We start from the raw sequence: 23,127 nt of genomic DNA on the forward strand, positions 1-23,127 counted from the left end.
GCCCTTACCGATCATGGCGGCTCCCGCCCACTAGGTGGATGACACACCTCGCGGGCGGAAGGAGCCCCCATGACCGTCGCCACGGCGATCAACCTGCTGACGGCAGCGCTGGGCCTGATCAGCGCCTTACTGCCCCTCGCGGCCGGACACGGCCGTGCCCGGAGCGGGCGGGACGGCGATGACCCCCGATGAGACCCGCAACGACCCGCCGCCCCGTCAGGCCAACGCAGACCAATTGCGGCGTTCGCCGGGCCCCGTCCCAGAACCCGGGGCCAAAGTGTCCGACGTGCGCAATCGTTTCCTGGACTTCTACGCCGAGCAGTACCCGCAGGTGGTGCGGTTCGTGATGTGCGCCCGTCGCGCCACGCTCGAAGCCGCCGAGGACGCAGCCCAGGAGGCGTTCATCGAGGCATGGCACACCGCGCACAAGACGGGGGCCTGGGAGCGGATCGGAAATCGGGAGGCTTGGATACGCACGATCGCGCTGCGCCGCCACGACCGGCCCGGCGGCACCCGCCGCCGTGAACCGCCTGCACTCTCGGGCTTGGAAGGCCTCCTCGCCGACCACTCCTGCCCTCAGCCCGACCCGGCCGACCTCGCGACCGGGACGATGAGAGTGCTGGAGGCCCTGCACGCCATTCACGACGACCAGGCGCGCGCGGTGATGGCCTTCACCCTGGACGGCCACCCGGACAGCGTCATCGCCGCTCACCTGGACGTCGATCCTCAGAAGGTCCGCAACCTGCGCACCAAGGCCCGCACGGTGCTACGCCGGCACCTGGCGTCCAGCCGCACGCAGGAAGGGGGGACGGCCCGATGAGCGACCACGATCCGGCCGCCCTCACCGACGCCGAACTCGACCGCTTGCTGCTGGAAGCGCATGACGACCTGCTCCGGCACGCCCGAGAGCACACCGATCCCACGACCGGCCTGCTGGCCTTCATGGACGACCACAGCGATGACCTGGTCATCCTCGAACTCCGCGCCCTCACCCAACGCACTCAGAAGCGGATGCCGGAAGGCGTCCCCGAACTCCGTGACGCGCTGCTCCGCGCGGACCTCCCCGATCCCTACCTCAAGCATCTGACGTATCTGATGACGCTCACGCAGGCCCTCATCACGGTCAGCGACCGCTACCCCAACACCGCCCGCGCCGCCGCCCAGGACCTCGCCCGAGAGCTCGGCTCCGCTCGCGCCATCGCCCAGGCCCTCGGCCTGGCCACCGATCTCAACTGCGCCCACGCCATCGCCGGGGACCTCGCCCGGGACCCCAACTCCACCCGCGCCGTCGCCCGCACCCTCGCGCTCTTCGACGCCCTCAACCGGGCCCTTCGCCACGCCATCCACTCCGTCCGGGGTTTCGACGACTACGCCCGCGTTGTCGCCGAGGTCATCGACATCGACCTCAACGGCAGGCTCATCTGGACGTCGAAGAGCGTTTTCGTCCTGGTTCGAGCGGTGACCTCAGCGCTTGAGGCGGAGTCGGTGGATCTGTCCGGCGTGAACGTTTCCCATCTGCGGGACCTGGATCTCGACGTGCTCGCCGGCGCGGTGTGGGATCGGGCCACCACGTGGCCCGCGAACCTGCGTGAGCTGGTCGAGCGTCACTCGGAGGAGATCGGCGAGGGCGTGTTCCGGGTTCGACGCGGGACGGAACGCGAGCCGCAGGACTCCGTTCTGGCCTGAACGCCGAGCCGGTCAGCCGGGGTGGTGGGCGGTGAGGTGGGCGGCTCGGCCCTTTTCGCCCGCCGCCCAGCAGCCGCCGTCAGGGGCGCAGTCGACGGTGTCGAAGCTGCCCTTGTCGAACTGGGTCCAGGTGCGTCCGGCGTTGAAGGTGAGGTCGCTGCCAGTCGGGCCCACGGCCATCGCGATCGGGCCCGTGTACCGGGGCCAGATGGCACCGGAGCGGTACTCGGCCGGTGGACGCTGCGCGGGGTGCCAGGTCCGGCCGCCGTCGCTGGTCATGGCCGCGGCCTCCGGGGACGGTTCGCCCGGACGGTAGTCGCCGCCGACCGCGACGCCGTGCCGGGAGTCGCGGAACGCCACCGAGAACACGCCCTGGGACGCGCCGGACGGGAGCGGCGTGTCGGCGACCGTCCAGGTGAGGCCCCGGTCAGCGGAGTGGAAGACCCGTGCGCGAGACGCCCCGCCCGTGGCGAGCCAGACGTCCCTCTTCCCGTGGCTCACCAGGCACTGGCCGCTGGCGGCGAACGCGAACTCGCCCTCCAGCGCGGCGGGCATCCCCTCGGACGGCAGGACACGCCAGGTGCGTCCCGCGTCCTTGGTGGAGATGATGCGGAACCGGCCGTCCACCGGGTCGCTCATGGCGAGCCCGTTGCGGGAGTCGAAGAACGTCATGCAGTCGTAGAACGCCTTCGGTTCGTCGTTCTTGAAGCCGAGCGTCCAGGTGCGGCCACCGTCCGAGGTGCTGTAGGCGCGGGACGCCTCGCCCTCCCCGATGGCCAGCACGACGGCGCGTTTCGCGTCGAACGCCTCGATGTCGCGGAACTCCAGGCCCGCGGCGTCCGGCGGGGCCACGTTCTGCCAGGTGCGGCCGCCGTCGGTGGTCCGCAGGACGGTCCCGCCGCTGCCCGCCAGCCAGGCGGTCTTCCGCCCGACCGCGGCGAGGCCGCGGAACCGCGCCTCGGATCCGGTCGGCGTGACCCGCCAGCCGAGCCCGCCCGTCCAGACGGGCACGCCCTCGGCGGTCTCCGCGTGCGCGGTGCCCGGCACCGCGAAGGAGGCCGCGACCATCGCCGCGCATGCCCCGGTGAGCGACACCTTCCGGGCCAGCGCCCGCATCGGATTCATAGGCCGCAACGTAACGAAAGATGATCAAGGCGTCCAGACCCAACCAGGACGAGGTCCCCTGAACACCGGGCGCGGGCGGCCCGTGGGTAGTGGCTAGTGCTCAGTCGTTGACCACGACCTGCTGGATGATGATCGTTCCTGTTCCGTAGGCGTTGTAGTAGATCGTCACCTGGTCCAGTTCCAGCCAGTACATGTCGGCAACGCCTTCGTAGGGGCGACTGCCAGGCGGGTGCGGCTGTTCCAGTAACAACAGGACGACATCGAAGACAAGCTTCCGCAATCCCTCGGAAAGTGCTGCCATCTGCCGGCGGACCGGCGCCGGAATCATCAGATGGTCAGGCATCAAGCCTGCCCGCCGCCCATTCCTCTGGACTGGCGTCGCGCCAACGATCAAGGTCGTCGCGATGGATGACGAGAGTGCCCTCCGGGACGACCCCCTCGTCGAGCGCCTTGCGGAACTGCTCGGCCTGCCAGCGCAGATGGTCGGTGAACATCACGTCGTACATGGTCTTGGAGACCACGACGACAGGGGCGGACCCATGGCGGGTGATCTCTACTGGCTGCCCGTGAGCGGCCGCGGCGTGAATCTTGCCGAGGCGTGTGCGAGCATCCTTCAAAGGAACACTTTCCATGCCCGAAGTGTACACTTCAGAGGGTCACCAGGGGCCGTAGGGGCCGGAGTGGGAGTTGCCGCCGTTGCGCTTCTTGAACGGGGCGACGGCCGGGCGGACGTCCGCGAGGTAGACGGCGGCGGCGATGAACGCGGCGACCGGGAGGATGCCGAGCAGCAGGGCGATCGGGCTGGCGCCGAGTGCCGCGGGCGCGACCGCGTAGGCCCCGCCGACGACCACCGTGACGATCAGGACGATCGTCCACATCTTCTTGCGCCACTTGCCCGCGGCGCTGAACGCGCTCTCCGGGACGGTCAGCGAGTCGATCAGCGCCCACGCCTCCATCGCGAACGCGATGATCAGCAGCAGCCAGAAGAAGTAGTCCAGCACGTTGAAGTCCGACATCGGCGATCAGCGCTCCTGCTCGTCTCGGACGACTTCTCGTCGCCCACACGGGGCCTCACTACCCCAACCCTATGCGCGCCGTCCACCCAAGAGCCCGCGGCGGCCGGCCGGGAAGACGCGAGAGCCCAGCCGGGTGGTCCGGCCGGGCCCTGACGGACGTCGCGCTCAGGCGCCGTTCTTCTTGGTCGTGGACCGCGTCCGCGTGCTGTTCCGCTTCGGCTGCGCGGCGCGGGCCTGCGGGGCGCGGGTCTGCGCGGCGCGGGGCTTCGGGGCCGCCGGCTTGGCGTCGGTGATCTCGGCGGCCTCGGTGGCCTCGCGGTGGACGACCTTCTTGCCGCGCTCGGCGAGCTCGTCGATGAACCCGAAGGCCCGGGTGCCGACGTGCGTCGCGTAGGCGACGGCGGCGCCGGGCAGGTCCTTGGCGTCGACGCGCTCCTGGTACCGGGAGACCTCGCCGCGGTAGCGCTCCACGGTGCCGCGGACCTGGCCGCGGTAGCGGTCGACGGTCTCGCGGACCTCGCCCTGGTACTTCGTCGCGGTCTCGCGGGCGCGCCCCTGGTACCTGGTCATCTGCTCGGGCATCTCGCGGAGCTTCTGCACCGCGAAGTCGCCCGCGCCGGCCACGGCGTACACGGCCTTGTTCTCTCGCAGGTTGCTGGCCAGCGTCATCCGACCTCTTCCTTCCTGTCCTGTATCGGTGTGATCTGTTCTGACATGGCTGGTTCGGCTGTGACCTCGCCGGGCGCCGGTGCGGGGTCCTCGTACCCCGCCGGCGGCACGCCGTCGGCCTCGTTCTCCTTGAGGAACGACGCGTAGATGTCGAGCAGAACCTGCTTCTGCCGTTCCGTGAGGAGGACGTCGGCGCGGACGGCGGCCTGCAGATCCGTGTTGGCCTCCCGGACCTCGAGGATCCCGGCCTGCACGTACAGCACCTCGGCGGAGATCCGCAGCCCCTTCGCGATCTGCTGCAGGATCTCGGCGCTCGGCTTGCGCAGGCCGCGCTCGATCTGGCTCAGGTACGGGTTGGATATCCCCGAGACGTCCGCGAGCTGACGCAGCGAGATCTTCGCCCGCGTCCGCTGTTCCCGGATGTACTCCCCGATCGAGCCGACCTTCGAACCAGCCATGTCTCCCACCCTGCGTCATGGTGCTTGCAATTGCAAGCAGGATAGCTAGCACTTACCGGGTGAGTCCCCTCACATGGGGGTTCCTTGACCCGGCGGGCTAGCTGACCTTGGAGGACGGGGCCGTCCAGGTGTTGCAGAGGGTCAGCCGGCGTCCGTCGTAGCCCGTGACGACCCAGCCCGCGTAGTGGCGTCCCAGGCCGTGGTCGCGCTCCTCCGGGGGCAGCCGGTCCTCGCCGCGGCCCCTCAGGTCGATGATCATCGCCGTGTACTGCTCCTGCGTCATCGGCAGCGTGGCGCGTTCCGAACCGAGGAACGCGCCGGCGAAGCACTGCGCCTGAAGCTCGATGCGGCGGCTCGCCTCGTTGCGGGTGCCGGTGTCGCCGGTCTCCATCCGGCGGTCGGCGTAGAGCAGGATGCCGGCGCGGTCCTGGACGTGGTGCCCGTACTCGTGGGCGATGACCCGCGCGAACACCGCGTAGTGGGAGAGCGGCTCCCCGCCCGAGGTCTCGACGACGTGCCGCAGCCCCACGTACATCGTGTTGTTGGCCGGGCAGTAGAACGCGGACGCGCCCGGCGCCGGGTACGTGCCGCACGGGCTGCGCCCCGGCTCCAGCCAGAACACGCGGTCGGGCTTGTCGAACGGGAGCCCGGCCTTCTCGAACTGCTTCGACCACGACACGTCCAGGCAGTCGCTCAGGACGTCCATGAACCGGCGCATGGACGCGGCGCTCGGCTCGATGGTGGGCAGCGTGCAGCTCACGGGCGTCAGCACGCCCGTCTTGTAGAGCTTGCTGTCGGTGGCCTTCTCGCGCGGGGACGTCCCGCCGCCGGACGAGGTGGTGGTCCGGGTGCCGGAGACGCCGTCCTGCCCGGCGAAGAGGGTGAGCCCGAGGATCCCGAGGACGATCATCGCGGTGAGGCCGCCGAAGATGCCCGCGATCGTCCCGCCGGCGCTGCGGCGCGGCCTCGGGCGCATCGGGACGTACCGGTACTGCGGCTGCCCGTACGGCCCGGGCGGACGCGGCGGATAGGGCGGTCCGGGTGGCGGGGGCGGTCCCGGCGACCCGTAGGCAGGGGGCAGACCGTAGCCGGACGGACCGTGACCGTAGCCAGGACCGCCGTACGGCTGCGCCGGGCGCCGCGGTGGCGGGGGAGGGTACTGACCAGCCATCACGGTCGCGCGGAGGACGCCCTGGACTTGAGGCCATGGGCGCATCCGCGCTCCCTCCCTTCGAAAAGTGGTAGCATCATGGTTGTGGTTAGAGGAGCGCCTCGCGAGTCGCTGAACCTCCGGGTGCCGCCCGCGCTGAAACGGCGGATCGAGGAGTACGCCGAAGAGGCGGGCGTCTCGATGAACGCCGCCGCGTGTCTTCTTCTGGGCGAGGGGCTGCGCACCGAGGACCGGCGACGCAGACGGTGAGGCGGTCGTTCAGGTTCCTGCTGCGCCCGACGGCACGTCAGGCCGGGGCGCTCGCCGCGTGCCTGGAGGACCACCGGCAGCTCTACAACGCCGCCCTCGAACACCGCCGGACCGTCTACCGGGCGGCCGGGGTCACGGTCCGGTACGGCGATCAGTCCGCCGACCTGAAAGAGATCCGCCGCGCCGACCCCGGCGGACAGGGCCGCTGGTCGGCCGGTTCCCAGCAACAGACACTGCGGCGTGTCGAACGAGCGTTCGCCGCGTTCTTCCGCCGTGTCAAGGACGGGAGATGCCCCGGCTATCCGCGTTTCAAAGGCAGGGGCCGGTTCGCCACCGTCGAATGGCCTGCCCGTAAGAACGGCGCGCGCTGGGACTCCCGGCCCCACGAACCCGCCGCCCGCGTATACCTGCTGGGCATCGGGCACGTCCGCGTCCACCAGCACCGGGCCATCGCCGGGACGGTGAAAACGATCTCGGTGAAGCGGGAAGGGGCACGCTGGTTCGTGATCCTTTCGTGTGATGATGTGCCCGCCCAGCCGCTGCCCGCGACCGGCGCGGCCATAGGCGTCGACCTGGGTGTGGCGTCCCTGGTGACGACCAGTCGTGGCGAGCACCTGACCAACCCGCGCCACCTGCGGTCGGCGGCCGACCGGCTCGCCGCTGCGCAGCGTGACCTGGCACGCTGCGAGCGCGGGTCGAACCGGCGCCGCGGGGCGGTCCGCCGCGTCGGGGCGTTGCACGCCAGGGTGCGCCGCCAACGCCTCGACACCGCCCACAAGACCGCGCTGCGGCTGGTCCGTGACCACGACGTGATCGTGCACGAGGACCTGCGGATCGCGAACATGATCCGCTCGGCCTCCGGCACCATCGACGAGCCCGGCCGGTGTGTCGCGGCCAAATCGGGGCTGAACCGTTCGATCCTGGATGCGGGTTGGGGGGTGTTCCTGACGGTCCTCGCGCACAAGGCTGAAAGCGCCGGTCGAGAGCTCATCGCGGTGAACCCCGCCAATACCTCCCGCACGTGCGCCGCCTGCGGGCACTGCGCATCGGGGAACCGCGTCACCCAAGCCGAATTCCGATGTCGGGGGTGCGGGCACACCGCGCACGCCGATGTGAACGCGGCGATCAACATCCTCAGGGCAGGGCTTGCCCTTCGTGAGGCTGCGGAAGCGGCTTAGCGAGAAGCCGCCCCCTTCAGGGGGCGGAGGAGTCACAGCAGAGAATCATCGCACGCATTGCCGATACCATTTGCGGCCATGTCTGCTCTTGCGGCGATGTGCCGGTTGCGGCCGGTGGTTGCGGTGTTGTCGGGTGCTCTGTCGGCAACGGCCGTTCTGTCGGCGTCGACCTTGGTCTCCGCTTCGGCGGCGGAGCCGGCGCGGGTCCGGATCGCCGCGGCGGAGCGCGTCCTGAAGGACGAGGCCGTCCTCACCACGGGTGAGGGTGGTGTGACCCGGGTGAAGGAGACGATCGTCTACCGGTTCGACGGCGGCAAGGGCTTCGACCGGACGTACCCGACGCGCAACCACGAGAGCCTCACCGAGGACCGCGTCTACAAGATCGAGAAGCTGCGGGCGAGCAGCCCGGACGGCGGGCCCGCCAAGGTCGCGTCGTCCAGCAAGGACACCAGGACGACGATCTCGGTGAGCGGCGACCAGGAGCTGACCGGCAACCGCACGATCGTCCTGGAGTACGAGGTGCGCGGCGCGATCACGCCGATGGGCGCGGCGGAGGAGCTGCGCTGGCCGGTGATCGGCGGCTGGAAGGTCCCGGTGGACGAGGCGCGCGCGATCGTCGACGGCGGCGCCGCCATCCGCAACGTCAACTGCTTCACCGGGCCGATCGGCAGCACGATCGGCTGCACGCAGTACTACACGAACCACACGCACACGCAGGGCGTCTACGCGCAGCAGGGGATGCTGCCGGGCGAGTACCTCACGGTCGTCGCGGGCCTTCCGGCCGGGACGACCGGCGGCCGCGCCATCTACGAGCGGCGGCACACGATCGCGACGGCGTTCTCCGTCAACGCCGTCACCGGCGGCGCGCTCGTCGGCCTGCTGGTGCTGCTCGGCGGCGGGCTGGCCGCGCTCTACCTGCTCCGCGGGCGCGACGCCCGGGTCGTCGTGAAGAGGGCCGCCGAGGGCGACCACCCGCCGCTCGCCGGGGCGGAGTTCGAGCCGCCGGACGGGGTGCGCCCCGGCCAGATCGGCACGCTGATCGACGAGCAGGCCGACGTGATCGACGTGACCGCGACGATCGTGGACCTCGCCGTCCGCGGCTACCTGCTGATCGAGGAGGAGGACAGGGCCCGGTCCGGCCGCCTCGACTGGACGCTGCGCCGCCTGGACCGCCCCGTCGTCGAGCTGCTGCCCTACGAGCGGATCCTGCTGGACGCGCTGCTCACCGCCCCCGACGGCACCGGCCGCGACGCGGTCAAGCTGTCGCAGCTCGGCGGGACGTTCGCCACGAAGCTCGCCCAGGTCAGGTCCGCGATGTACGACGACGTGGTGAAGCAGGGCTGGTTCGCGCGGCGGCCCGACACCGTCCGGTCCCGGTGGACGGTCGCGGGCATCCTGATCACCGTGCTCGGCGTCGCCGGGACCGTCGCGCTCGCCCTCACCACCGAATGGGCCCTCGCCGGGCTCGCGCTGATCATCGCGGGCGCCGCGCTGGCGTACGGCGGCCAGTACATGCCGGCGAAGACCGCGCGCGGCGCCACGGTCCTCGCGCACACCATCGGGTTCCGGGCGTTCCTGGAGCGCGGCGCCATCCCGGACGGCGACGCGGTCGCGTCCCGGCAGCGGATCGCGCTGTTCTCGCGGTTCCTGCCGTACGCGGTCGTGTTCGACGCCGTCCCGAAGTGGGCCGAGACGGTGAAGGACGCGGGCGAGCGCGCCGAGGGCGCCGACAACCTCTACTGGTACGAGGGCCCGGCCGAATGGGACCTGTCGAAGTTCGCCGAGTCGATGCGCACCTTCACCCTCGCCACCTCCGGTTCCATCTCCCAGTCCCGCGGCCTGTGAGGCCCGTTTCACATCGCATTGCGACCGAAATGCGGCAGGGCGGTTAAGGAGCCGACGGCGGGTAGGGGTCAGGGCGAGGAGGTGTTCCTCATGCTCCCCAGCCCCGTTCTCGCGGGCTCCGTCCTCGCGGAGTCCACCCGCCTCGGGGACGCGTACTTCCTTGCCATCGGGCCCGCGGTCATCTTCCTGGCGGTCATCTTTTGGGTCGTGGTGACGCTGCTGGCGTCGCACCGGCCGCCGCACCGTCCCCGGGGACGGGCCTCCGGGTTGCCGCATCGCGGACCCGTGCAGGGCGGGGTCATCTCGGGCAGCCCGTCGCAGCGGACGCGCCGTGACGCGGTCCCGCCCCGCTGACCCCTCGCCAGTGCCGCGCTGATGCCGTTGACGACCAACGCGCGCCCCCCATGCGACGCCCGCCGGATCCGGTTCCCACACCCCACACCCCGTCCGGCGGGCGTTGTCCGCGCCCGCGATGACCGCCGAGACCCCTCCCGGCGGTCATCGCGGGTTCTGAGCAGGGCCGGACCCGCCCGAAATCGCCAGATTCCGACCAGTAAGCTGTCTGACGTCCCAAACCCGGTGCTGATCGAGGCGATGCGCTTGTTCATCGGCCGGCTTCACGAGCCGATCCGCGCCATCAGGCTCGACCGCGAGGTGCCCGTGGCCGGGGCGGGACGGTGACGGAGGCGCCCACCGGACGGCACCGGCGAGCGGGGACGGCCGCCGCCCTGCTGGTGATCGTCATCGTCGCGGTCAACCTCCGCCCGGCGATCGCGGCGGTCGGGCCCGTGCTGACCGAGATCAGGGACGCGTTCGGCCTGTCCGGGACGGCGGCGGGCGCCCTGACCACCCTGCCGCTGGCCTTCTTCGGCTCCTACGGGCTCGTCGCGCCGTTCCTGAGGCGCCCGCCGCGCGGCGAGACGCTGCTGGTCACCGCGATGGCGCTGCTCGTCGCCGGGCTGCTGCTGCGGCTGCTGGACGCCCCGTTCCCGCTGTTCGCCGGCTCGCTGGTGGCCGGGATCGCGATCAGCATCGGCAACATCGCGATGCCCGCGATCATCAAGCGGGACCATCCGGCGCGGATCACGACGGTGACGGCGATCTACACGGTCGCCGTGTCGGGCGGGGCGTCCATCGCGTCCGGGCTGGCCGTGCCGGTCGAGGACGCGTTCGGCGCCTCCTGGCGGCTGCCGCTCGGCCTGCTGGCGATCCCGGCGGCGCTCGCCGGGCTGATCTGGCTGCCGCGAGCGCGCCGGGCCGCGCACGCCGCGCGTTCCGCCCCGCCCGTGGCGTCCGCGCGCGGGCTGGCGGCGCGGGTGTGGCGGTCCAGGCTGGCGTGGCAGGTCACGGTGTTCATGGGGCTGCAGTCGCTGCTGGCGTACGTCGTCCTCGGCTGGCTCCCGACGCTCTGCCAGGACCGCGGGATGGGCGAGGCGCCGGCCGGATACGCCCTGGCTCTCACGGCGGGGGTCCAGGCGGTCGGGTCGCTGGCGGTCCCGGTGCTGGCCCGGCGGACGCGCGACCAGCGCCCGCTGGTGATCGCCACGGTGACGCTGACCATGCTGGGGTTCGCCGGTGCCACGTGGGCGCCGATCGAGTCCATCTGGGGATGGGCGATCGTCCTCGGGCTGGGGCAGGGCCTCGGGTTCGCGTCCGCGCTCTCGTTCATCGGGCTGCGGGCCCATGACGCCCAGGTCGCGGCGCAGTTGTCCGGGATGGCGCAGGGAATCGGCTACGTCCTCGCCTCGCTCGGCCCGCTCGCGATCGGAGCGCTGCACGACGCCACGGACGGCTGGACCGTCCCGATGACCGGCGTGCTGCTCGTCTGCGCCGTCATGGCGCTCCCCGGGCTGGCGGCGGGACGCAACCGCTCGATCGGCCGCACCGCTCGAACAGCCGTCGAACCGGCCTCCGATGGGGTTAACGCGTAAATAAGCGGACACATCCCTAAATGACCCCGTGCCCAGGCCGATACCACCGGGAGGTGGTCCGACATGCTCGCCACGATCCTGGCCGATCCCGCGCTGGCGGAGACGGCCCCGCGCGGCGCCCACTGGTGGGCGTGGATCATCCCGGTCGTCGCCGTGGTGGCGCTGGTCGGCCGGCTCTCCATGACGGTGCTGGCCTCGTCCCGGAAGATCCACCCCGAGCGCAGGAACGACCAGCACAACCATCGCGGGATGGAGCAGGGCGGCACCTACACCTACCGGCCCGGCATGTTCTCGCACAGCTACCCGCCGAGCCGGGAGTCGCAGTGGGAGGAGTTCCGGCGCGACAACCCCCAGCCCGGCCGGGAGCCGAAGAAGCCCTGGCCGGACGGCGTCCTGTACGAGCAGACGATCTTCAAGGCGGAGTTCGAGGAGCTCAAGGACGACGAGGCGGCCAAGGACAGGGAGACCAGGAGCGGCGGCCCCGGCTAGCCGCGCCGGGCGGCTACCGCCCGAAGACGTCCGGCGCGGGACGGATGGCGCCGACGACGCCGTCTCCCCCGCGCACCTCGACCACCGAGAGTTCGTCCAGCGCCGCGGCCTCGGGCTGCGGCACGCCCTCGTGGCCGCCGAGGGCGCGCAGGAGCGCGACGGTCACGGGCGTCCGGGCCCGCATCGCCCCGTCGTCGATCTTGACCGCGCCGGCGCGGCCGCCGGGCAGCGCGAACACGTCGACGCCCTCCGCACCGCACTTGACCAGCAGGCCGGGGACGGCGTCCATCAGCCGCCGCTCCTCCCGCCGCGTCCCGGACGTCCACTGCGGATGCGTCCGCATCGCCTCCACGACCCGGCCTTCGGGCGTCCCGGGACCGGCCAGGACGAGGGCACGGAACGCCCGCGCCACCCCGGACGTGGACACGGCGAACAGCGGCGCGCCGCACCCGTCGACACCGACCGCCGTGACCGGCTCACCGGCCAGTTCCTCGACCGTCTCCCGGACGGCGACCTGCAGCGGATGCCCGGCATCGAGATAGGACGCGGTGGGCCAGCCGACCGCGACGCAGGTCGCGAGCATGGCGGCGTGCTTGCCGGAGCAGTTCATCCGCAGCCGCGACGCCCCGCCGCCGCTCCGGGCGACGTCCTGCTGCGTCTCGGGGTCGAGCGGCCAGGCCGCCGGGCAGCGCAGGTCATCGGCCCCCAGCCCGGCCCCGGCGAGGATCTTCTCCGTCCCCTCGACGTGGAAGTCCTCGCCCGAATGGCTGCCGGCGGCGAGCGCGAGCAGTTCGCCGTCCAGGTCGAGCCCGGCCCGCAGCATCGCGACGGCCTGCATCGGCTTGTTCGCCGAGCGCGGGAAGATCGGCACGTCGGGGTTCCCGGCGCGCACCGCGACCGTCCCGTCCGCGGCGAACCCGACGGCCGCCCCGCGATGCCGGGACTCCACGAACCCGGAACGTTCCACCTCGACCAGCACAGGATTGATCTCCACCGCTCCCCCTCCGTCCGCGTTCCCTGATGCTCGACTACCCAGCTCAGCCCCGATCTTTCTCGGGTCAGCGCGGTTCGACGCCGAGGAGGGCGCGGGCGTCCGGGGCGGGCATGGGCGGACGCTGCGCCAGGTGGGCGGCCTGCGCGGCGCGTTCGACGAGCTGGACGTTCGCCGTCACCGGCCGCCCCTTCGCGAACGTGACCGTGTCCTCCATGCCGACCCGCAGGTGCCCGCCCGCCGAGAGGGCGGCGAGCAGGACGGGCAGGGACGTGCGGCCGATGCCGGTGGCCGACCACGTCGCGCCGTCCGGGAGGGCCTCGACGGCGGCGACGAGCGTCCGCGCGTCGCCCGGCATCCCGCCCGGCACGCCCATCACCAGGTCGCAGTGGACGTGCCCGCCGTGAGGGGGCCCGTACTTGTCCAGGAGGCGGTGCAGCGCGGCGACGTGGCCGAGATCGAACAGCTCGAACTCCGGGACGACCCCCGTCGCCTGGGTGCGCTGGTAGAGCTCCACCATGAACGGCCAGGGGTTCATGAACACGTCGTCGCCGAAATTGACCGTCCCGCAGGTGAGCGAGCACATGTCGGGCTCGGCGTCCAGGACGCGGAGGCGGTCCTCGTACGGGTCGGTGACCGCGCCGCCCGTGGACAGCTGGACGATCAGCCCCGTGCTCTCCCGCAGCGCCCGCACCGTGTCCCGCAGCCGGACCGGGTCGAGCGTGGGCCGCGCGTCGTCGTCGCGGATGTGCACGTGGATCACGGCCGCCCCGGCCGCCTCGCACTCCTTGGCCGTCTGGACCAGTTCATCCAGGGTGACGGGCAGGCCCGGAACATCCGCCTTGGCGGACTCCGCCCCGGTCGGTGCCACCGTGATGAGCGTCGTTGCTCCCATAGGCGGCAGAATGCATGCTCATGCGTGCGGTAGTCCAGAGGGTGGGTCAGGCCAGCGTGTCCGTGGACGGGCGGGTCGTCGGGGCGATCGAGGGGCCGGGGCTGCTGGTCCTCGTCGGCGTGACGCACGACGACGACCCCGGAAAGGCCCGCAGGCTGGCGGCCAAGCTGTGGGGGCTTCGGATCTTGCAGGACGAGAAGTCGTGCTCGGACGTGAACGCGCCGCTGCTCGTCGTGAGCCAATTCACCCTCTACGGGGACGCGCGCAAGGGCCGCCGCCCGACATGGACGGCTGCCGCGCCGGGGCCGGTCGCGGAGCCGCTGGTGGAGGCGGTCGTCCAGGAGCTGAGGGTGCTCGGCGCCAAGGTCGAGACGGGCGAGTTCGGCGCGGACATGAAGGTCGCCCTCGTCAACGACGGCCCGATCACGCTGATCGTGGACATCTGATCGCCGACGTCTGAGCGCCGGTGCCGGGCGGCCCGGTCAGCGGAAGCCGTAGATCATGCCGATCAGGGTGGCGACCGTGCCGAGACCGGCGAGGAGGATGAGGACGCGGTCGGCCGGGGTGAGGCGCCCGCGCACGTCCGGGGAGTGGACGACGCCGCCGGTCTCGGGGTCGTCGTCGTCCTCGTCGCCTTTCTGGAACGGGTTGCGGAGCCCTATGAGGCGCCATAGCGCGTCGTTCTTCAGCTGCTGGTGGGCGGGCCCGCAGGCGAACAGGCGCCCGCGGACGCGTTCCGCGCAGGGATAGCCCTCCCGTTTCAGCACCCGGCACAGCGTCGGGACGAGGACGAACTGGTACAGGCACCACGTCAGGAGCCCGAGCAGCGCGACGCGCCATGACTGCAGCCACAGGGCGACACCGGCGATCGCGGCGAACAGGGCCCACCACACCAGCGCGGATTCCCTGCGCGGAAGGCGCCGGGCCCCCTTCCTGGCCGCCGGTGGATCTTTCCCCAGGTTCGCGACCATCGGTAGGAATCCGCCTTCCCCGCGCCACGACCGGTCAGAAATCGTCTAACTTAGACGATTTTGCCCCAGTGGTCGGAGTTCTACCCGTGTTTCGCGGGCCGCCGCCGGAGATCGATCTGCGCGTTCGCACCGGTCTCCGGCGACACGATGACCTCCTGCGCCGCGGCGACGCCGTCCGCCAGGAGCTCGGCGTCCACCGGGACGTTCCGCTTGACCAGCGCCAACGCGATCGGGCCCAGCTCGTGGTGCCGGGCCGACGAGCCGACGAAACCGACCGTCCGGCCGCCCGGGATCTCGACGGCGGCGCCGCGGGCGGGCAGCCGGTCGACGCTCCCGTCCAGGTGCAGGAAGACCAGGCGGCGCGGCGGACGTCCGAGGTTGTGGACGCGGGCGACCGTCTCCTGCCCCCGGTAGCAGCCCTTGTTCAGATGGACGGCCGTCTCGACGTACCCCGCCTCGTGCGGGATCGTCCGGTGGTCGGTGTCGAGGCCGAGCCGGGGGCGATGCTCGGCGATCCGGAGCGCCTCGTACGCCCAGAGCCCGGCAGGGCGCAGCCCCTCCGGAAGCCCCCGGGGGAACTCGGCTCGCGGGACGATCCGGGTGACGGTTCCGGCGACGTCCGGCCAGGCGAGTTCGCCCTGACCGGCGGGACCCGGGACGGTGATGACGGCGTGGTCGCCCGACAGGTCGGCGACCTCGACGCGGAGCATGAACCGCATCCGGTCGAGGAACTCCACCAGCGCGGGCGCCGCGCCGGGCTCCACGTGCGCCCAGACGGCCTCGCCGTCGTCGATCAGCGAGAGGTGGTGCTCGATGTGGCCGTTGGGGCCGAGCAGCAGCGCCTCGGCCGGCTCGAACGGCTTCAGGGCGTCCAGGTGCTGGCTCAGCAGGCTGTGCAGCCAGCTCAGCCGGTCAGGCCCCGAGACGCGGACGACGCCCCGGTTGCTCCGGTCGACGAAGGCGGTCCCGTCCTCCAGCGCGCGTTGCTCTTGCGCGGGCTCGCCGTAGTGCGCGGCGACCTCCTGGTCGGGCGCATCGGCGGGGACGGCTCCGGGCGACTGCAGCAGCGGGCTCTCCATGCAACCCAGGTTATGTCCCGCGGCACTCCCTGCACCGTCCGTAGACCGTGAGGTGGTGCACGTCCGTCTCAAAGCCGAAGTCGCGCAGGAGGCCCTCGGCCAGCCCGGCGGCGGCGCTGGGGTCGACGTCCTGGACGGTGTGGCAGCCCCGGCACACCAGATGGATGTGCTCGGCCTCGGCCGCCACATGGTAGTTCGGCGGGCCGTGCCCGAGATGCGCGTGCTTGACCAGCCCGAGCTCTTCGAGCAGCTCCAGCGTCCGGTACACGGTGGAGATGTTCACGCCGCGGGCGGTGCGCTGCACCTCGGTGCAGATCTCTTCCGGGGTCGCGTGCTCCAGGTTGGTGACAGCCTCAAGGACCAGCTGGCGCTGGGGGGTGACCCGGTACCCCTTCGCCCGGAGCTCCTCCTGCCACGACTCGACCATGGTCCGAGTCTAGATCCCGTCCGGTGGCACCGGTCCGGCTGCCGGCTCCCGGGCCCGGGTGTTCACCCACGGAAAACTTGCTTGCCCCATCGCGGGGGCTCACATAGCGTGCGTTGTACGCGCGAAAGGAGGTGGTCCTAAACAATGGTTTCTTGTAGGACTCGCGAGGTGACTGTCCGCTAGTCGCCGTTCCGCCTCGGCGCCGCCGCCTCCGGTGGCGGCAACCGGTCGCGACGGTGACCGGCGAATCCCAGGCAGTTACCCGGTCCCCGGACCGATGGACCCGTCCTGTCCATCGCCCCGCCCACGCGGGAAGGTCCGGGGATCGCTCATGTCAGGCGACCCTCTTGAGCTGCGCGGACAGGTGGGACTGGAGTGTGTGGCCCATGGCCGCCATGTCGTAGGCCCAGCCGAGGTCCTCGCCGATCATGCCGTACAGCCGGTGCCCGCCCGTCACCTCCTTGGCCGACTCGGTGCGCGCGACGACGTCCGTCCGCAGCTCCACCCGGCTGAACGCGACGGTGCCGACGTAGATCTCGACGATGCCCGTCGGGTGGGCCAGCGTCACCTCGACCTGGTTGTCGGGACGCGGCCGCCAGTACCCCGTCTCGGTGGCCAGCGGGCGCCCGAGCGTGCCGTCCTCCTCGATCAGCCAGGTCCGGCTCGCGTAGCTCAGAAACGGCTTCCCGATGTGGGTGAAGGACAGTTCCTGCCCGAAGTTGAACGACTCGATCGTGGGATAGCCGCCGACGCCGGCGCCCTCCCAGGTGCCGAGGAGGAACTTCAGCGGCTCGAGGTCCGGATGCAGCTCAGGATCCATGGGCACCGAGCGTAGCGGCGTCCGATCGCCTGAGGCATCCGACGATCACTTGAGGCGTCCGAGGCGGACCACCAGCAGGACGGCGGAGACCACAACGAGCCCCAGGAAGACGACGAGGACCCCCGCGTTCAACATCCCACCCATATCGCAGGATGCTACGCGGCCCCGCCGGGCTAGAGTTCAACCATGGCGAGACCGCTGGTGATCAAGGTGACGGCGGGCGCGGACGCCCCCGAACGCTGCAACCAGGCCTTCACCGTGGCCGCCGCGGCCGCCGCGAGCGGGGTGCCGGTGTCCCTGTGGCTGACCGGCGAGTCCGCGTGGTTCGCGCTGCCGGGGCGGGCGGCCGGGTTCTCACTGCCGCACGCCACTCCCCTGGACGACCTGCTCACCGTGATCCTCTCCGCCGGGCGCGTCACCCTGTGCACGCAGTGCGCGGCCCGCCGCGACATCGGCCCGGACGACGTCCTGCCCGGCATCCGCATCGCCGGCGCGCCGACCTTCGTCGAGGAGATCACCATGGACGACGCCCAGGCCCTCGTCTACTGACCCGCCCCGGCGGGTGGACGCGGCGGCCCGGCGGGTGGACGCGGCGGCGACCGCCAGGCCCGCCACGACGGCCCCGCCGAGGCCGAGCATGAGGTCGCCGATGGTGTCGCGGTAGGCGGTGACGGCCTCGGGGGTGTCGAGGATGAAGACGCCGTACTCGAAGAACTCCCAGACGATGGCCGCGACCGCGCCGATCCCGGTGCAGCCCAGCGCCAGCGTCCAGCCGCTGAGACCGCCCCACCGGCGGAGGGCCGGCCCGGCGGCGGCGCACAGCAGGGCCCAGTTCCCGAAGTGGCAGGCGTCGTCGAACCACCCCACGGTGTCGTACAGGTCGGCGGCGTTCCCCGCGACGTCGATGAGGAACGGCGCGGTCACGAGGAGGTCGATGTCCCACGGGAACGCCTTGCCGCGCCCGCGCAGCGCCCAGATCAGCGTGACGAGCATGACGGCGGCGGGGTAGGCGGCGACACGGACGCCCATCGCCTTGTCCGCGAACCGGTCCCAGTCGGGGAAGGCCACGGCGAGGGCGAGGAGGGCGGCCAAGGCCGCCTTGGCCAAGAGAGCGAGAGGAAGCCATCGGGACGTGTTCATGCCCGCAGCCTGACCGTCCGCGGAGGTCGGGCGCATCGGCGCGGATACTCAGATCCGCATGAGTGCGGCAACCCCCAGGAGAACAGGGGAGAAGGTATAAGCGCCGCAGAACGGATATAGATCCACTGGACTGAGACGGGGACGGCCGACGCCCTACCGAGTGGAGCAGCCGGATGGTCGACATACCCGCATGGGCCTGGGGCGCGACGATCGCCCTGGTCATCGCGCTGTTCGTGTTCGACCTGCTCGTCGCCGTCCGGCGCCCGCATGCGGTCGGGCTCCGGGAGGCCGCGTTCTGGTCGGTGTTCTACATCGCCGTGGCGATCCTGTTCGGCCTCGCCGTGTGGGCCGTCGCCGGGACGACGGCGGGCACCGAGTACTTCTCCGGCTGGGTCGTCGAGAAGAGCCTGTCGGTCGACAACCTCTTCGTCTTCGTGATCATCATGGGGCGGTTCGCCGTGCCCGCGGAGTACCAGCAGAAGACGCTGCTGTTCGGCATCGCGGCGGCGCTCATCCTGCGGGCCGTTCTCATCGCGATCGGCGCCGCGGCGATCAACCTGTTCTCCTTCACGTTCCTGCTCTTCGGGCTGATCCTGATCTGGACGGCGGTCCAGCTCGTCCGGCACCGCAACGAGGAGCCCGACGTCGAGGACACCTTCTTCGTCCGCCGCGCCCGCAAGCTCTTCCCGGTGAGCACCGACTTCCACGGCGGCCGGATGCTCGCGCACGAGGACGGCCGCCGCGTGGTGACGCCGCTGCTGCTGGTGTTCGTCGCGATCGGCAGCACCGACGTCCTGTTCGCGCTCGACTCCATCCCCGCCGTGTTCGGCGTGACGAAGGACCCGTTCCTCGTCTTCACCGCCAACGCGTTCGCCCTCCTCGGCCTGCGCGCCCTGTACTTCCTCATCGAGGGGCTGCTGGAACGGCTCGTCTACCTGACGATCGGGTTGTCGACGATCCTGGGGTTCATCGGCGTGAAGCTGATCCTGCAATTCCTGCACGAGGACGTCAGCAAGTCCATCCCGGAGATCCCGACGCCGCTGTCGCTGGGCGTGATCCTGGCGATCCTGCTGTTCACCACGGGCGCCAGCCTCGTCCGCGTCCATCACCACCCCGAGGAGAAGGCCCGTCCCGGGTCCCTCCGCAAGCCTCGCGAGAAGAAGCGGGAGGAGGAGCCCGCCACCCGGTGACGGGCTCCTCCTCCCCGCTTCTCAGGCCCTCTCGACCTGGACCTCGGGCAGCAGGCGGGCCAGCGGGCGCGGGAACCACCAGGCGTGCCGGCCGAGCAGCCGCATCACCGCCGGCACGATCAGGCAGCGGATGATCACGGCGTCCACGAAGACGGCCACGGCCATCCCGAAACCGGTCTGCTGCAGCAGCCGCTCGGGGCTGAGCATGAACGCGCCGAACACGACGACCATGATGGCACCGGCCGCGGTGATCACCGATCCCGTGCGGGCCAGCCCTTCCCGGACGGCGTGCGCCGCGTCCCCCGTCCGGAGCCATTCCTCGCGCATCCGGGACACGAGGAAGATCTCGTAGTCCATGGACAACCCGAACACCACCGCGAACACCATGACCGGCAGGTACGCCTCGATCGGCGCGGCCTCGACGCCGAACCGGCCGTCCTGGAACACCAGCTTCATCGCGCCGAGCGCCGCGCCGATGCTCAGCAGGTTCAGCACCGCCGCCTTCAGCGGGATCAGCACGGAGCGGAACACCGCCATCAGCAGGACGATCGACAGCCCGACGACGATCGCCATGAACAGCGGCATGCGGTCCGCGACCTTCGCCGAGTAGTCCTCGGCGGCGGCGGTGGCCCCGCCGACGAGCACGTCGGCGCCGTTGCTCGCCGACACTCCGGGCAGGACGTCGTCGCGGAGCGTCGAGACGAGCGCCGTCGTCTCCTCCGCCTGCGGCGACGAGGTGGGAAAGACGAGCATGGTGGCGATCCGCCCGTCCTGGGCGGGAATCGGAGCGCCCGCGGCCTTGACGCCGTCGACGTCCCGGAGCGCCTGCGTGACCGCGGCGCCCGCCTTCGCCGGGCCTCCCTCGCCGCCCCGCACCACCAGCAGGAGCGGCCCGTTGAACCCGGGGCCGAAGCCCTGCGACAGCAGGTCGTAGGCTTCGCGGCTGGTCGTGCCCTTCGGGTCGTTGCCCGCGTCCGCGAACCCGAACCGCATGCCCAGCGCCGGGACGGCGAGCGCCCCCAGCAGCACCCCGGCCACCAGCAGCGCCGCCCACGGGCGGCGCTGCACCAGGCCGCCGACACGCCGCCAGATCGCGCCCTCGTCCGCCTTGCCCTTCGCCGCCCGCTTCGCGGCCCGCTCGGTGAACTGGCGCGCGAACCGCGCCCCGAACACGCCGAGCAGCGCGGGCAGCAGGGTGAGGGACGCGAGCATCGTCACCAGCACCGTCAGCGCCACGCACAGAGCCATGCCCTGCAGCGATCCGAGGCCGAGCGCCACCAGGCCGAGCAGCGCGAGGATCACCGTGCAGCCCGCGAAGAACACCGTCCGGCCCGCGACGTCCAGCGCCGCGACGGCCGCCTGCCCCGGTGGCGTGCCCTTCACCAGCTCGCCGCGGTACCGGGCGAAGACGAGCAGGGCGTAGTCGATGCCGACGCCGAGCCCGACGAGGATCATCACGTACGGCGTCCAGTCGGCGATCGTGAACGCGTGCGACGCCAGGATGATCACACCGAGCGTCGACCCGACGGCGAACACCGCGGTGATGATCGGCAGCCCGGCGGCGATGAACGTGCCGAACATCAGGACCAGGATGGCCATCGCGGCGAGCAGCCCGATGCCCTCGGCCGTCCCGCCCTCGCCCGCGGCGAGCAGCCGCGCCGCCTGGCCGCCCAGCTCGACCCGGAGCCCGTTGCGCTCCGCCTTCGCCGCGGTCTCGTACACCAGCTCGCTGTCGGGCTTGGTCATCTGCGTCGACGGGACGTCCAGCACCGCCGTGGCGTAGCCGATCCTGCCGCCGGGCGCGATGGCGGACGGGTCGGCGTACGGACTGCGAACCTGGGCGACCTTCGGAAGCGCGGCGACCTCGGCCAGCATGGTCTCGACCTGGCGCCTGGTCGCGGGGGCGTTCAGCCCGGCCTCGCTGCTCAGGACGATCTGCATCGTGTCACCGGCCCGGCCGAGACCGTGCTCGGTCAGCAGGTCGGCGGCCTCCTGGGACTCGGTGCCCGGGAGCGAGTTGTCGTTGCGGTAGTCGTCACCGGCCAGCGTCGCGGCGCCCCAGACCCCGGCGAGGACCGCGACCCAGAGCACCAGGACGAGCCAGCGCCGCCGATGGGCGAATCCCGCGACGCGGGCGAAGAAGCCCGTGGGCGGGTGCACCGCCTCGGTCCGCGTTTCCTCCGTAAGTGTCATGACCTTTCCCTCACAGTTCGTTACTCTCAGTAGTCGAGTGTGTGCGTGCGAGATCACCGGCGGAGCAGGCCGGGCAGGGTCAGCCGGCGTCGAGCTCCTGGACGGTGGTGAGCTTGTCGGGGTTGCGGATGACGTCGACCGCGACGATCCGTCCAGCGTCGACCGTGATGGCCGCCACGGACAGGTGGCCGTCGATCCCACGCGCGACGACCCCCGGCGCACCGTTGATCGTGGTCACCCGCAGCTCGGGGGCCCGGACGCCATTGAGGGCGGGGACGCCGCTGAAGGCGAGCATCGCCGCGGCCACCTCGTCCGCGCCGCGGATGACGCGCGGCACCGTGCTGACCTTGCCGCCGCCGTCGCCGCGCAGCACGACCTCGGGGGCCAGGATCTCCATCAGGCCGTCGAGGTCGCCGTTCTGGCAGGCGGACAGGAAGGCCGTGACCAGCACCCGCTGCTCGTCCGCCGTGGGCGGGAAGCGCGGCCGGCCCTCCGCCACGTGCCGCCGGGCCCGCGACGCGAGCTGCCGCACCGCCACCGCCGACCGTCCGACGACCTCCGCGACCTCGTCGAAGGGCACCCCGAACACGTCATGCAGCAGGAACGCCGTCCGCTCCGCGGGCGACAGGCTCTCCATGACGACGAGCATGGCCATGCTGATCTGCTCGTCCATCGTCACCCGATCGGCCGGGTCGGCGGCGGGCGAGGCGTCCCCGACCAGGGGCTCGGGCAGCCACGTCCCGACGTACCGTTCGCGGCGGGCCCGGGCGCTGCCGAGCGCGTCCAGCGCCAGCCGCCCGACGATCCGGACCAGATAGGCCGGAAGGTCGCGGATCTCCCCCGGGTCGTCCAGGCCGCGCAGCCGCAGCCACGCCTCCTGGACGCAGTCCTCGGCCTCGGCCAGCGACCCGAGCGTCGCGTAGGCGATGCGCACCAGCCTCGGCCGTTCCACTTCAAAGGCTTGCGCGAGTTCGTCCACGACCGGTCCGCCCCCGGTACCAGGTGTCACATCCATACGCCAAGGACGACATAGCCCTCATCAACGTGACATCTCCGGCCAGGACGGACACCGCTCAGACGACGAAACCGCCGGTCGCGCGGATGTTCTGACCCGTGATCCAGCGTCCGTCCGGCCCGGCGAGGAACGCGACCACGCCGGCGATGTCCTCGGGCGTGCCGAGCCGCCCCAGCGCCGTGAACGCCGTGGTCTGCTCCAGCGCGCCCTTGCTCGCCGAGTACAGCGCCAGCCCCGGCACCGGCAGGACGGTGTTCAGCGTCGAGACGTTCACGACGCGCCCGCCGTCGCGCGGCAGGGGCTCCGCCCGGCGCATCGCCGGCAGCGGGAACTTCGCGTTCACCGTCATCACCCGGTCGAACAGTTCCGGGGTGACGTCGCGAATGGCGGTCGGAGGATTGATGGCGGCATTGTTGACGAGAATGTCCAGCCCGTCCTGGACGTGCTCGAACAGCGAATCCAGGCTCGCCAGGTCCCGCACCCGCCTGCGCGCCCGCCATTCTCACGTGGCCGGGCCTGGGCGGTTTCGCCCTGGCCCGGCCACGTTTGCTGGGAGCTGTGATCGGCTACCTGGTCACCAGTGCGGGTG

General features: G+C 71.6%; 28 protein-coding genes. 12 read left to right on the forward strand and 16 right to left on the reverse strand.

The window, feature by feature from the left end; genetic code table 11:
- The first annotated feature begins 69 nt into the window (after positions 1-69).
- The 3 genes from ETD83_RS45445 to ETD83_RS24325 all read left to right on the forward strand — a co-directional run bounded on the left by ETD83_RS45445 (position 70) and on the right by ETD83_RS24325 (position 1,686).
- The gene (locus tag ETD83_RS45445) at positions 70-192 is read left to right on the forward strand and encodes a hypothetical protein (protein ID WP_268920488.1); all 123 of its coding nucleotides are present in this window, start codon (positions 70-72) and stop codon (positions 190-192) included.
- Between the two features lie 94 nt (positions 193-286).
- Positions 287-820, forward strand: coding sequence for an RNA polymerase sigma factor (locus ETD83_RS24320; protein ID WP_138647477.1), 534 nt, complete (start codon positions 287-289; stop codon positions 818-820).
- Complete coding sequence (locus ETD83_RS24325) at positions 817-1,686, forward strand: hypothetical protein (protein ID WP_138647478.1); 870 nt, start codon at positions 817-819, stop codon at positions 1,684-1,686. The genes ETD83_RS24320 and ETD83_RS24325 overlap by 4 nt, the downstream gene beginning before the upstream one ends.
- Before the next feature lie 12 nt (positions 1,687-1,698).
- On the opposite strand, the gene ETD83_RS24330 is transcribed toward ETD83_RS24325, so the two are convergent.
- The 7 genes from ETD83_RS24330 to ETD83_RS24360 form a co-directional block, all read right to left on the reverse strand.
- Positions 1,699-2,811 carry a WD40/YVTN/BNR-like repeat-containing protein gene (locus ETD83_RS24330; RefSeq protein ID WP_230421142.1) on the reverse strand — a complete coding sequence of 371 codons (1,113 nt, stop codon included), beginning with the start codon at positions 2,809-2,811 and terminating at the stop codon, positions 1,699-1,701.
- A gap of 100 nt (positions 2,812-2,911) precedes the next feature.
- The gene (locus ETD83_RS24335) at positions 2,912-3,154 is read right to left on the reverse strand and encodes a hypothetical protein (protein WP_138647479.1); all 243 of its coding nucleotides are present in this window, start codon (positions 3,152-3,154) and stop codon (positions 2,912-2,914) included.
- The gene (locus ETD83_RS24340; protein ID WP_138647481.1) at positions 3,147-3,443 is read right to left on the reverse strand and encodes a type II toxin-antitoxin system prevent-host-death family antitoxin; all 297 of its coding nucleotides are present in this window, start codon (positions 3,441-3,443) and stop codon (positions 3,147-3,149) included. The genes ETD83_RS24335 and ETD83_RS24340 overlap by 8 nt, the downstream gene beginning before the upstream one ends.
- Before the next feature lie 24 nt (positions 3,444-3,467).
- Complete coding sequence (locus ETD83_RS24345; protein ID WP_205717850.1) at positions 3,468-3,827, reverse strand: DUF2516 family protein; 360 nt, start codon at positions 3,825-3,827, stop codon at positions 3,468-3,470.
- A gap of 165 nt (positions 3,828-3,992) precedes the next feature.
- Positions 3,993-4,496 carry a hypothetical protein gene (locus tag ETD83_RS24350; protein ID WP_138647482.1) on the reverse strand — a complete coding sequence of 168 codons (504 nt, stop codon included), beginning with the start codon at positions 4,494-4,496 and terminating at the stop codon, positions 3,993-3,995.
- Entirely contained in the window at positions 4,493-4,954 is a 462-nt protein-coding gene (locus ETD83_RS24355; protein WP_138647484.1) for a helix-turn-helix domain-containing protein, read from the reverse strand. The genes ETD83_RS24350 and ETD83_RS24355 overlap by 4 nt, the downstream gene beginning before the upstream one ends.
- 97 nt (positions 4,955-5,051) lie before the next feature.
- On the reverse strand, positions 5,052-5,930 hold the full coding sequence (locus tag ETD83_RS24360; RefSeq protein WP_138647486.1) for a neutral zinc metallopeptidase: 879 nt from the start codon (positions 5,928-5,930) through the stop codon (positions 5,052-5,054).
- 279 nt (positions 5,931-6,209) lie between these two features.
- On the opposite strand from ETD83_RS24360, the gene ETD83_RS24365 reads away from it, so the two are divergent.
- From ETD83_RS24365 to ETD83_RS24390, 6 genes are all read left to right on the forward strand, one after another.
- Positions 6,210-6,374: a toxin-antitoxin system HicB family antitoxin gene (locus ETD83_RS24365; RefSeq protein WP_171064408.1), complete on the forward strand. Its 165-nt coding sequence runs from the start codon at positions 6,210-6,212 to the stop codon at positions 6,372-6,374.
- The gene (locus ETD83_RS24370; RefSeq protein WP_138647489.1) at positions 6,371-7,552 is read left to right on the forward strand and encodes an RNA-guided endonuclease InsQ/TnpB family protein; all 1,182 of its coding nucleotides are present in this window, start codon (positions 6,371-6,373) and stop codon (positions 7,550-7,552) included. The genes ETD83_RS24365 and ETD83_RS24370 overlap by 4 nt, the downstream gene beginning before the upstream one ends.
- A 171-nt stretch (positions 7,553-7,723) precedes the next feature.
- Positions 7,724-9,397, forward strand: a complete 1,674-nt coding sequence (locus ETD83_RS24375) for a DUF2207 domain-containing protein (protein WP_230421143.1) — start codon at positions 7,724-7,726, stop codon at positions 9,395-9,397.
- Between the two features lie 90 nt (positions 9,398-9,487).
- A complete protein-coding gene (locus ETD83_RS24380) occupies positions 9,488-9,751 on the forward strand; it encodes a hypothetical protein (protein ID WP_138647492.1) in 264 nt (87 codons plus the stop codon).
- A 323-nt stretch (positions 9,752-10,074) separates the two neighbouring features.
- Positions 10,075-11,328, forward strand: a complete 1,254-nt coding sequence (locus ETD83_RS24385) for a CynX/NimT family MFS transporter (protein ID WP_230421144.1) — start codon at positions 10,075-10,077, stop codon at positions 11,326-11,328.
- Positions 11,329-11,391: 63 nt separating this feature from the next.
- Positions 11,392-11,817, forward strand: a complete 426-nt coding sequence (locus ETD83_RS24390; RefSeq protein ID WP_138647494.1) for a hypothetical protein — start codon at positions 11,392-11,394, stop codon at positions 11,815-11,817.
- A 13-nt stretch (positions 11,818-11,830) separates the two neighbouring features.
- Here the strand turns inward: ETD83_RS24390 and ETD83_RS24395 are convergent, their stop codons facing one another.
- A complete protein-coding gene (locus ETD83_RS24395; RefSeq protein ID WP_138647495.1) occupies positions 11,831-12,811 on the reverse strand; it encodes an asparaginase in 981 nt (326 codons plus the stop codon).
- Between the two features lie 64 nt (positions 12,812-12,875).
- Positions 12,876-13,703, reverse strand: a complete 828-nt coding sequence (locus tag ETD83_RS24400) for a BKACE family enzyme (protein ID WP_138647497.1) — start codon at positions 13,701-13,703, stop codon at positions 12,876-12,878.
- A gap of 20 nt (positions 13,704-13,723) precedes the next feature.
- Between ETD83_RS24400 and dtd the strand changes: the two genes are divergently transcribed.
- On the forward strand, positions 13,724-14,149 hold the full coding sequence (gene dtd, locus ETD83_RS24405) for a D-aminoacyl-tRNA deacylase (RefSeq protein WP_138647499.1): 426 nt from the start codon (positions 13,724-13,726) through the stop codon (positions 14,147-14,149).
- A gap of 36 nt (positions 14,150-14,185) precedes the next feature.
- Here dtd and ETD83_RS24410 read toward each other — a convergent pair whose 3' ends face one another.
- From ETD83_RS24410 to ETD83_RS24425, 4 genes are all read right to left on the reverse strand, one after another.
- Positions 14,186-14,674 (reverse strand): hypothetical protein, encoded by a 489-nt coding sequence (locus ETD83_RS24410; RefSeq protein WP_138647501.1) that lies wholly within the window; start codon positions 14,672-14,674, stop codon positions 14,186-14,188.
- Between the two features lie 80 nt (positions 14,675-14,754).
- Positions 14,755-15,753, reverse strand: a complete 999-nt coding sequence (gene ygfZ / locus ETD83_RS24415) for a CAF17-like 4Fe-4S cluster assembly/insertion protein YgfZ (RefSeq protein ID WP_138647502.1) — start codon at positions 15,751-15,753, stop codon at positions 14,755-14,757.
- 10 nt (positions 15,754-15,763) lie between these two features.
- On the reverse strand, positions 15,764-16,180 hold the full coding sequence (locus ETD83_RS24420; protein ID WP_138647504.1) for a Fur family transcriptional regulator: 417 nt from the start codon (positions 16,178-16,180) through the stop codon (positions 15,764-15,766).
- A gap of 334 nt (positions 16,181-16,514) precedes the next feature.
- Positions 16,515-17,000 (reverse strand): FABP family protein, encoded by a 486-nt coding sequence (locus ETD83_RS24425; protein WP_138647505.1) that lies wholly within the window; start codon positions 16,998-17,000, stop codon positions 16,515-16,517.
- A 186-nt stretch (positions 17,001-17,186) separates the two neighbouring features.
- Between ETD83_RS24425 and ETD83_RS24430 the strand changes: the two genes are divergently transcribed.
- On the forward strand, positions 17,187-17,549 hold the full coding sequence (locus ETD83_RS24430) for a DsrE family protein (protein WP_138647507.1): 363 nt from the start codon (positions 17,187-17,189) through the stop codon (positions 17,547-17,549).
- Positions 17,550-18,313: 764 nt separating this feature from the next.
- A complete protein-coding gene (locus ETD83_RS24435) occupies positions 18,314-19,330 on the forward strand; it encodes a TerC family protein (protein WP_138647509.1) in 1,017 nt (338 codons plus the stop codon).
- A 21-nt stretch (positions 19,331-19,351) separates the two neighbouring features.
- On the opposite strand, the gene ETD83_RS24440 is transcribed toward ETD83_RS24435, so the two are convergent.
- From ETD83_RS24440 to ETD83_RS24450, 3 genes are all read right to left on the reverse strand, one after another.
- Positions 19,352-21,523, reverse strand: a complete 2,172-nt coding sequence (locus ETD83_RS24440; protein ID WP_138647510.1) for an MMPL family transporter — start codon at positions 21,521-21,523, stop codon at positions 19,352-19,354.
- A 79-nt stretch (positions 21,524-21,602) separates the two neighbouring features.
- Positions 21,603-22,502 (reverse strand): RNA polymerase sigma factor SigJ, encoded by a 900-nt coding sequence (gene sigJ / locus ETD83_RS24445; RefSeq protein ID WP_230421145.1) that lies wholly within the window; start codon positions 22,500-22,502, stop codon positions 21,603-21,605.
- Between the two features lie 94 nt (positions 22,503-22,596).
- Positions 22,597-23,019, reverse strand: coding sequence for an SDR family oxidoreductase (locus tag ETD83_RS24450; protein ID WP_138647514.1), 423 nt, complete (start codon positions 23,017-23,019; stop codon positions 22,597-22,599).
- Positions 23,020-23,127 lie beyond the last annotated feature (108 nt).

Origin of the sequence: Actinomadura soli (genome assembly GCF_005889715.1) — a bacterium.
Lineage (GTDB): Bacteria > Actinomycetota > Actinomycetes > Streptosporangiales > Streptosporangiaceae > Spirillospora > Spirillospora soli.

Excerpts from the sequence above, each read along its gene's own strand:
- ETD83_RS45445 (WP_268920488.1), top strand. The coding sequence starts at position 70 with ATGACCGTCGCCACGGCGATCAACCTGCTGACGGCAGCGCTGGGCCTG.
- ETD83_RS24325 (WP_138647478.1), top strand. The coding sequence starts at position 817 with ATGAGCGACCACGATCCGGCCGCCCTCACCGACGCCGAACTCGACCGC.
- ETD83_RS24330 (WP_230421142.1), bottom strand. The coding sequence starts at position 2,811 with ATGAATCCGATGCGGGCGCTGGCCCGGAAGGTGTCGCTCACCGGGGCA.
- ETD83_RS24335 (WP_138647479.1), bottom strand. The coding sequence starts at position 3,154 with ATGCCTGACCATCTGATGATTCCGGCGCCGGTCCGCCGGCAGATGGCA.
- ETD83_RS24340 (WP_138647481.1), bottom strand. The coding sequence starts at position 3,443 with ATGGAAAGTGTTCCTTTGAAGGATGCTCGCACACGCCTCGGCAAGATT.
- ETD83_RS24345 (WP_205717850.1), bottom strand. The coding sequence starts at position 3,827 with ATGTCGGACTTCAACGTGCTGGACTACTTCTTCTGGCTGCTGCTGATC.
- ETD83_RS24350 (WP_138647482.1), bottom strand. The coding sequence starts at position 4,496 with ATGACGCTGGCCAGCAACCTGCGAGAGAACAAGGCCGTGTACGCCGTG.
- ETD83_RS24355 (WP_138647484.1), bottom strand. The coding sequence starts at position 4,954 with ATGGCTGGTTCGAAGGTCGGCTCGATCGGGGAGTACATCCGGGAACAG.
- ETD83_RS24360 (WP_138647486.1), bottom strand. The coding sequence starts at position 5,930 with ATGCGCCCGAGGCCGCGCCGCAGCGCCGGCGGGACGATCGCGGGCATC.
- ETD83_RS24380 (WP_138647492.1), top strand. The coding sequence starts at position 9,488 with ATGCTCCCCAGCCCCGTTCTCGCGGGCTCCGTCCTCGCGGAGTCCACC.
- ETD83_RS24390 (WP_138647494.1), top strand. The coding sequence starts at position 11,392 with ATGCTCGCCACGATCCTGGCCGATCCCGCGCTGGCGGAGACGGCCCCG.
- ETD83_RS24400 (WP_138647497.1), bottom strand. The coding sequence starts at position 13,703 with ATGGGAGCAACGACGCTCATCACGGTGGCACCGACCGGGGCGGAGTCC.
- dtd (WP_138647499.1), top strand. The coding sequence starts at position 13,724 with ATGCGTGCGGTAGTCCAGAGGGTGGGTCAGGCCAGCGTGTCCGTGGAC.
- ETD83_RS24410 (WP_138647501.1), bottom strand. The coding sequence starts at position 14,674 with ATGGTCGCGAACCTGGGGAAAGATCCACCGGCGGCCAGGAAGGGGGCC.
- ygfZ (WP_138647502.1), bottom strand. The coding sequence starts at position 15,753 with ATGGAGAGCCCGCTGCTGCAGTCGCCCGGAGCCGTCCCCGCCGATGCG.
- ETD83_RS24420 (WP_138647504.1), bottom strand. The coding sequence starts at position 16,180 with ATGGTCGAGTCGTGGCAGGAGGAGCTCCGGGCGAAGGGGTACCGGGTC.
- ETD83_RS24425 (WP_138647505.1), bottom strand. The coding sequence starts at position 17,000 with ATGGATCCTGAGCTGCATCCGGACCTCGAGCCGCTGAAGTTCCTCCTC.
- ETD83_RS24430 (WP_138647507.1), top strand. The coding sequence starts at position 17,187 with ATGGCGAGACCGCTGGTGATCAAGGTGACGGCGGGCGCGGACGCCCCC.
- ETD83_RS24435 (WP_138647509.1), top strand. The coding sequence starts at position 18,314 with ATGGTCGACATACCCGCATGGGCCTGGGGCGCGACGATCGCCCTGGTC.
- ETD83_RS24440 (WP_138647510.1), bottom strand. The coding sequence starts at position 21,523 with ATGACACTTACGGAGGAAACGCGGACCGAGGCGGTGCACCCGCCCACG.